We start from the raw sequence: 5,956 nt of genomic DNA, 5'->3' as shown, positions 1-5,956 counted from the left end.
AGGTCTATTCCACAGTAATATTTGTGTTGTTTGGTGTAAAATTTCATACAGGCCTCCTTGTTAGATTTTTTGGTTGTTAATTATACCGCTTTGCGGTATGCTAAAGGAGGCCTTAATGAGTATCAAGAAAATCCAGCGGACGGGCAATTGCCCGCCACTGATTTCAATCGTTAGCCCTCAAGAAGGAGACCGCGCATGATTCAAACTTTGCGCATGTGGACTACCCTGGCCTTAGCCGTCGGTTTGGCGACCATAACTCCTGCACCAGCAGCGCAATCACCATCACCAGGCATTGGCATAGTGATCATGCATGGCAAGGGAGGCTCGTCTACGAAGTACGTCTCGGACCTCGCGTCATCACTTGAAGAAAAAGGCTATCTTGTGGCCAATCTTGAGATGCCTTGGTCTGGGAGACGCGAATACGACGTGAATGTCGACGCTGCAACAAAGGAAGTCCAATCCGCGCTTGACACGCTGCGAAGCCGAGGGGCGAAGAAGCTGTTTGTTGTCGGGCACAGTCTCGGAGCGCTGTTCGCGCTCTATTACGCCGGCAAGCACTTGGTTGATGGTGTTATCGCGATTGCGCCGGGCGGCAGCGTAAGCACTCCCATCTACCGAGAAAAACTTGGTGAGTCGGTAGAGCTCGCACGCAGCCTTGTGACCGAGGGGAAGGCAAACGAGAAGACGAGGTTTACCGACTACGAGGGCGCCAGGGGCACTTATCCCGTGACCACGACCCCCGTTGCTTACCTCAGTTGGTTCGATCCCGATGGCGCTATGAGCCTCATTAGGGTGGTGAAAGCTATGAATCCGAAAATTCCGGTCTTGTATGTCGCGCCGAAGGGGGATTACCCGATCCTGCTAAAAGCCAAACAGCTGATTTTCAGCTCCCTTCCCGCTCATCCGCTGACGAAACTGTACGAGCCAGATTCGACTCATTTAGACGCGCCTTCCACGTCACGGGACGAGATCCTTCGGTGGACGACGGAGGTGGTGAACAGGGCTAACTAAACGCTCCAGAGGACGACCCCCAAGTGTCTGAAACAAAAGAAATAAATGAAAATATTTACATTGACTTGGATAAGGACGGCAAATTGGTAAGTATGACAATTGAGCATGCTAAAGAGCAAGCGGCAATAAAAGAACTCTCTTACCAGGAAATTGAAAAAGAAATTGCATAAATGAATGGAGAACAAATCATCCATGAAAATGTGACTCCTGTCAAGGGGAAATAGATAACTCATTCTATAACTATTCATAAAACAGTCAACTCATCCATTCGTCCCGATTCATCGGGTCACAATAGTTATCATGACAGGGTGTGCCAATCACTCCAACGGCATCTTTAACGTGCCAACTTGTTAGCCAGCCTCACTATACCCCGCTAACTGCAGGCGTTAGAATCAAAAGAGAATATTTTTGGTTGACAAGAGGTATAATTAAGGTATAATTATTATATATGGAGTTTGAATTTGACCCCAAGAAAAGCGTTGACAATAAGAAAAAACATGGAATCGACTTTTACGAAGCGCAGGCGTTGTGGGATGATCCTGATTTAATTGAGATTCCTGTAAAAACCAGCGATGAACCAAGATTTGTGGTAATCGGGAAGATTTCAGGAAAGCATTGGTCGGGAGTAATTACTTATCGGGGTGAAAAGATAAGGATTATTTCAGTACGACGATCCAGAAAAGAGGAGGTTGAAATCTATGAAAGCTAAGGAATTTGACAAGAGATTTGATGAAGGTAAAGATATTTCCAAATATCTTGATGTATCAAAAGCCAGAAAACCTAAGCAAGAACAGAAAAGAGTAAATGTAGATTTGCCTATATGGATGATTCACTTGTTGGATAAAGAAGCAAGGCGTTTGGGTGTGCCTCGACAATCTATCATCAAGGTCTGGGTAGCAGAGCGTCTTGAAAAGGTATCTTGAAAATATCTGATTTTTTATTCTATTGCCCCTAGAGATTTACTGCTTCCTAAGATGTCTGGTTAATACATTGACCTTATCCGTCCTGTCTTTTTATCGATAAGGACTCTGTCTACAAGAGAGTTATCTTTGCCATAGATTTCTGCCTCAAAGAATCTTTTTCTTTCAATAATTCTACCTACCTTGACGTTTGTGGCAGAGGCACAGTATTCCATCAGGATACTTCTCGCCTCTTCGGTAGTCTTTACCTGTCTATAGGCACCATACCAGCCCCATCTGTGACCTGGACAGTAACCCCCATATGGTGGAGAGTAAGTATTATCTGGAGATTTTACTTTCTCAGATTTGTAATATTCTTCCTCTGCATAGACATCTCCATACAAGGAAAGGGCTAAGACCAGCGTTATTAATGTTAAAATTGTCTTCTTCAATGCCACATTCTCTCCTTTAACCTGGCTATAACATAGCAAGTGAGAAAATTATGAATAAGTGGTGAAGGGTATTATAACAATAAATTTGCTACCTTTTGCAGGCTCACTTTCTACTTCTATTCTTCCTCCATGTGCCTCGGCAAGCTCCTTTGCTATGGTAAGTCCTATGCCGAGACCACCTACTTTTCCCTTGTAAAACCTCTCGAATATAAATGGCTTATCCTCATTCTTTATACCATGCCCTGTATCCTCTATGGATACAAATGCGTTTTTATTTAAATAACCTGTCATTACAGTGACCTTTCCTCCTCTTTCGGTAGCATTCAATGCATTCTTAAGGAGATTAATAATTATCTGGCAGAGTCTATCGGGATCAGCGGAGAGGTATATTTTCCCCGCTGGTATAAATTCTATCGCAACGCCTTTTTCTGAGAACAATCGTGACATCCTATCTACTGTACTGGAGACCAATTCATTCATATCCAGATGTCTTTTATTGAGCGATACCCTGCTTGCCTCTGCTGCTGAGAGATCATCTATCCCATTAAGTATCCTCTTCAACCTTTCTATCTCTTCGTTTATAGATGCAAGATTATCTCTATCTGTGGGGATGATGCCATCAAGCATTCCTTCAAGTTCGGCTCTAATGGTGCTCAATGGTGTCCTGATCTCGTGTGCGATATTCGATGTAAGTTTTCTTCTTAATAGTTCTTGTGTGTGTAGTGCCTGCGCCATATGGTTAAAGGCAGATGCAAGCTCTCCGACTTCGTCTCTGCTTTTTACCTCAACCCTTTTTTCTAAATCACCTTTGCTTATTGCCCTTGCAGCATTTGTTAATTTTTTTATAGGCATTGATAGAGATCTCGAGGAGAACACACTAAGTACAATAGAGAATATTCCTATTATTACCAATGAAACAGCAAGAAAGGTATCTGCTCTTTTCTGAAATATCTTTTCCTTGGGTTGCTGCCTCACCCTTATTGAAATTTCACCTATCTCTTTCCCCCTCAAGAAGAGTGGATAGGTTCTTGGATCGCTGTAGATTTCCTTGTTTTTAAATAAGCCAAAACTTGCCACCCTTCGTTTCATAATCGGAGAAAGAAATTCTGATGCCTTGCGTGTATCCATTACAGTATTTCCATCTGTATCCTTGATTTCTGTTTCGAATCCCATCATAAATGCCCACACGGTATTCTCTGCTATAGCCTCGGGTTTCCAACCATTGTATCTTTCATATGTCCCTTCAATATTTGCCATTACCCAGTATATCCTGTCTTCGAGTTCACCCTCTAAATATTCCCTGAAGTCCTTTATTATAAGGTGCTTAAGTATTAGTGTGGCAGATAACGAAACAGCAACAACCGATAAAAAAAGTAGAAGGGATTTTACCCATAAAGATGGTCTCCCAGAAATCTTATTTATCCATCTTGCCATCAAATCTGTATCCTACTCCATAGACTGTTTGAATATGAGTGGGATTCTTTGGATCATCTTCGATTTTCTGTCTGAGATTTTTAATGTGGGCGTCTATGCTTCTGTCATATCCCTCAAACTGATAGCCGAGTGCCTGTTCGATTAATTCTGTCCTGTTAAAGACCCTTCCCGGCGCCTTAGCAAGCAGAAGCAGTATTTTAAACTCGGTGGGTGTTACCTTAATAGATATACCATCTTTCTTTAATTCATGTCTCATAGCATCTATTACAAGTCTTCCATTATTGAAACTCATTGGTTCTGTAAATACCTTTTCTTTTCTATATGTTCGCTTCAATACAGCCCTCACCCTTGCAACAAGTTCCCTCGGAGAGAATGGCTTGGTTACATAATCATCTGCACCGAGCCTGAAGCCAACAACCTTTTCCTCTTCGGAGGTCTTAGCAGTAAGCATTATTACTGGGATGTCTCCAAGTTCTTTGATGTACTGGCAGACTTCTTCACCACTTATATCAGGGAGCATAAGGTCTAATATTACGAGAAGCGGCAATTCTTTTTCGATAACTTCAACAGCCTTTTTACCTGTGTCTGCAAGGATTACCTTGTATCCATCTGACTCCAGATATGCCTTAACAATCCTTGCAATCTTTATTTCATCTTCAACTATAAGTATGTATTGCATCCTTTACCATCTCAGCGAGGATATGTATCTCGTTATCCCTTATTGTCCTTGCATCGAGCAGAAGTCGTCCATCTTTTATCCTTGCAATAACAGGAATCACTCCTTTCCGTAGGCGTTCTTCTAAGGACTCTACTGTCAGCATTGAGCCTGTTTGAGGTCTGATTGAAACCACAGATGTGGAAAGATTTATGAGTGGTAGCGAACCACCACCGGCCTGAGAATATTCATCAGTTATTTCGATAAAGATACTACTATTAGGTATGCTGTTCAATAACCTCTTTATCTTTCTTGCCCGTTTTCTTATTGTCTCTAAAGGCTGAAGGAGCATCCTCAGGGTTGGATTGGTCTCGGCGACCTTTTCCATATCCAGGTATTCCCGTAGTGTTGCCTCCATTGCCGCGAGTGTTAGTTTATCTATCCTTACTGCCCTTGTTAATGGATTTGCCTGTATCCTGCTTATATATCCTTCTTTACCGAGAATTATACCTGCCTGTGGACCCCCGAGGAGTTTATCTCCACTGAAGGTAACGATATCAACCCCTGTCTTTAGTACCTCTTTAACAGCAGGCTCTCCAGATATACCGTATCTTTTTAGGTCTACGAGGCAACCACTGCCGAGGTCATTCATCACAGGAATAGAGTATCTTCTCCCTATGTTTACAATCTCTTCAAGAACCACTTCTTCTGTAAAACCGAGTATCCTGTAGTTACTTGGATGTACCTTTAGAAGTAGTGCAGTCTTCTCTGTTATGGCACTTTCATAATCCTTCAGGTGTGTCTTATTCGTTGTCCCTATCTCTTTTAGTATAGCACCACTTCTTTCCATGACCTCTGGTATCCTGAAAGAGCCTCCTATCTCAATAAGTTCTCCCCTTGAGACTATCACCTCTCTGTCCTTTGCAAGTGTATTAAGAACAAGAAGAACTGCAGCCGCATTATTATTCACTACGATTGATGCCTCTGCACCTGTGATTTCTCTGAGGATACCATCAAGATGAATATATCTCTTTCCCCTCTTGCCTGTATTAAGCTCATACTCAAGGTTGGAATATGAACCAGCAATGCTCATGGCATTTTTGATTGCTGAGTCACTCAGGATCGCCCGTCCTAAGTTGGTATGTATTATGATACCAGTAGCGTTTATAACAGTACGGAGATTACCCCTATCCTCTTCTTGAATCCTTTCTTTTATCTCTGAGAGCAGGGTGTTAATTGAAAGATCAATCTCAGCGTGGGGATCATCGAGCAGTGATTTCCTTTTCTCATTAAGGATATTCCTTATTACCCCTTTTACTATCATTCTCGGGTGTAATTCAAGAAGTCTTTTTGATGTCTCTGTTTTTAATATCTCGTCAACAGATGGGATATCTCTTAAAGTTGATCTTTCCATATTTATTATTTTAACACAAAATTGATTCTAAAAAATAAAATTATAGTATAATACTTTGATATGAATGGTAAATAGTGAAGAAATAGGGTCA

8 protein-coding genes are annotated in these 5,956 nt (G+C 41.9%); 4 read left to right on the top strand and 4 right to left on the bottom strand.

Going from position 1 to position 5,956, the window contains the following annotated elements:
• The first annotated feature begins 195 nt into the window (after positions 1-195).
• The 4 genes from AB1488_06420 (at position 196) to AB1488_06405 (ending at position 1,934) form a co-directional block, all read left to right on the top strand.
• On the top strand, positions 196-1,011 hold the full coding sequence (locus tag AB1488_06420; protein MEW6409731.1) for an alpha/beta fold hydrolase: 816 nt from the start codon (positions 196-198) through the stop codon (positions 1,009-1,011).
• A gap of 23 nt (positions 1,012-1,034) precedes the next feature.
• Positions 1,035-1,181 (top strand): DUF2283 domain-containing protein, encoded by a 147-nt coding sequence (locus tag AB1488_06415; GenBank protein MEW6409730.1) that lies wholly within the window; start codon positions 1,035-1,037, stop codon positions 1,179-1,181.
• Between the two features lie 278 nt (positions 1,182-1,459).
• Positions 1,460-1,720, top strand: a complete 261-nt coding sequence (locus AB1488_06410; GenBank protein MEW6409729.1) for a BrnT family toxin — start codon at positions 1,460-1,462, stop codon at positions 1,718-1,720.
• The gene (locus AB1488_06405; protein ID MEW6409728.1) at positions 1,710-1,934 is read left to right on the top strand and encodes a CopG family antitoxin; all 225 of its coding nucleotides are present in this window, start codon (positions 1,710-1,712) and stop codon (positions 1,932-1,934) included. The genes AB1488_06410 and AB1488_06405 overlap by 11 nt, the downstream gene beginning before the upstream one ends.
• Positions 1,935-1,993: 59 nt before the next feature.
• On the opposite strand, the gene AB1488_06400 is transcribed toward AB1488_06405, so the two are convergent.
• Genes AB1488_06400 through selA form a run of 4 tightly spaced genes read right to left on the bottom strand, consistent with a single transcriptional unit; the run spans position 1,994 to position 5,865 of the window.
• Complete coding sequence (locus AB1488_06400) at positions 1,994-2,362, bottom strand: hypothetical protein (GenBank protein MEW6409727.1); 369 nt, start codon at positions 2,360-2,362, stop codon at positions 1,994-1,996.
• 48 nt (positions 2,363-2,410) lie between these two features.
• Complete coding sequence (locus tag AB1488_06395; protein MEW6409726.1) at positions 2,411-3,796, bottom strand: HAMP domain-containing sensor histidine kinase; 1,386 nt, start codon at positions 3,794-3,796, stop codon at positions 2,411-2,413.
• On the bottom strand, positions 3,777-4,475 hold the full coding sequence (locus tag AB1488_06390) for a response regulator transcription factor (protein MEW6409725.1): 699 nt from the start codon (positions 4,473-4,475) through the stop codon (positions 3,777-3,779). The genes AB1488_06395 and AB1488_06390 overlap by 20 nt, the downstream gene beginning before the upstream one ends.
• Positions 4,453-5,865 (bottom strand): L-seryl-tRNA(Sec) selenium transferase, encoded by a 1,413-nt coding sequence (gene selA / locus AB1488_06385; GenBank protein MEW6409724.1) that lies wholly within the window; start codon positions 5,863-5,865, stop codon positions 4,453-4,455. The genes AB1488_06390 and selA overlap by 23 nt, the downstream gene beginning before the upstream one ends.
• Positions 5,866-5,956: the final 91 nt, after the last annotated feature.

It is taken from the genome of Nitrospirota bacterium, assembly GCA_040756155.1.
Lineage (GTDB): Bacteria > Nitrospirota > Thermodesulfovibrionia > JACRGW01 > JBFLZU01 > JBFLZU01.
Note: the sequence above shows the minus strand (reverse complement) of the source record. Positions and strands in the feature narration are given on the sequence as shown.

Coding starts and splice junctions, on each gene's coding strand:
- selA (MEW6409724.1), bottom strand. CDS start 5,865: ATGGAAAGATCAACTTTAAGAGATATCCCATCTGTTGACGAGATATTA.
- AB1488_06420 (MEW6409731.1), top strand. CDS start 196: ATGATTCAAACTTTGCGCATGTGGACTACCCTGGCCTTAGCCGTCGGT.
- AB1488_06390 (MEW6409725.1), bottom strand. CDS start 4,475: ATGCAATACATACTTATAGTTGAAGATGAAATAAAGATTGCAAGGATT.
- AB1488_06405 (MEW6409728.1), top strand. CDS start 1,710: ATGAAAGCTAAGGAATTTGACAAGAGATTTGATGAAGGTAAAGATATT.
- AB1488_06395 (MEW6409726.1), bottom strand. CDS start 3,796: ATGGCAAGATGGATAAATAAGATTTCTGGGAGACCATCTTTATGGGTA.
- AB1488_06410 (MEW6409729.1), top strand. CDS start 1,460: ATGGAGTTTGAATTTGACCCCAAGAAAAGCGTTGACAATAAGAAAAAA.